The sequence below is a fragment of the Vibrio sp. AND4 genome, assembly GCF_000171815.1.
Classification (GTDB): domain Bacteria; phylum Pseudomonadota; class Gammaproteobacteria; order Enterobacterales; family Vibrionaceae; genus Vibrio.
Genome location: NZ_ABGR01000142.1, coordinates 1 through 1,046, shown reverse-complemented (window position 1 = coordinate 1,046; position 1,046 = coordinate 1). Strand labels below are relative to the sequence as shown.

The window sequence follows — 1,046 nt, the reverse complement described above, 5'->3', positions numbered from 1 at the left end:
TAAGAGCGGACGGTAGCATGTTCGCGTTGACCCTAATGACCCTGATCGCATTCGCATTCGGATACCACTTGGTTGCGTCAATCGGCGGTGCAGATATGCCGGTTGTGGTTTCAATGTTGAACTCTTACTCAGGGTGGGCAGCGGCGGCGGCAGGTTTCATGTTGGCAAACGACCTACTGATCGTGACAGGTGCGCTTGTTGGTTCTTCAGGTGCAATCCTTTCTTACATCATGTGTAAAGCAATGAACCGTTCGTTCATCAGCGTAATCGCGGGTGGCTTCGGACAAGAAGTTGTGATCTCAAGTGATGAGGAGCAGGGCGAGCACCGCGAAACGTCAGCGGAAGAAGTTGCTGAAATGCTCAAGAACTCGAAATCAGTGATCATCACTCCTGGTTACGGCATGGCAGTTGCTCAAGCACAATACCCAGTACATGAGATCACAGAGAAGCTTCGCGCGCAGGGCATCGAAGTTCGCTTTGGTATTCACCCTGTTGCTGGCCGTCTACCGGGGCATATGAACGTACTACTGGCAGAAGCAAAAGTACCGTATGACATCGTACTGGAAATGGATGAGCTTAATGATGACTTTTCACAAACAGATACTGTTCTTGTTATCGGAGCGAATGACACAGTGAACCCGGCAGCGTTAGAAGATCCAAATAGCCCAATTGCTGGCATGCCAGTTTTAGAAGTGTGGAACGCGCAAAATGTCGTCGTATTCAAGCGTTCAATGAATACAGGCTACGCTGGTGTACAGAACCCACTGTTCTTTAAAGAAAACACCTCGATGCTATTCGGTGACGCGAAAGAAAGCGTTGAGGCAATTTTCAAAGCACTGTAAGCAGTTTGTGCGAAAAGTAGCCGTTTTAAAACTCATCAAGGCCAGCCTCTGCTGGCCTTTTTCGTCGGTCTGCAATGTTATAGTACTGCAAATCCTTAGGTCATCTAATGTCATTCACTGGTTTATTGATGTATAGTCCTGACTAATATAACAAGTAACGGTAACAGTTTGATCAACCAGTTTTTGCTCCGTTCTGCTTTAATG

Annotated in this window: 1 protein-coding gene; it reads left to right on the top strand. The window is 47.2% G+C overall.

Annotation, left to right across the window (positions count from 1 at the left end):
- On the top strand, positions 1-842 hold an 842-nt coding region (locus tag AND4_RS19270), incomplete at its 5' end, for an NAD(P)(+) transhydrogenase (Re/Si-specific) subunit beta (RefSeq protein WP_009844670.1).
- Positions 843-1,046 lie beyond the last annotated feature (204 nt).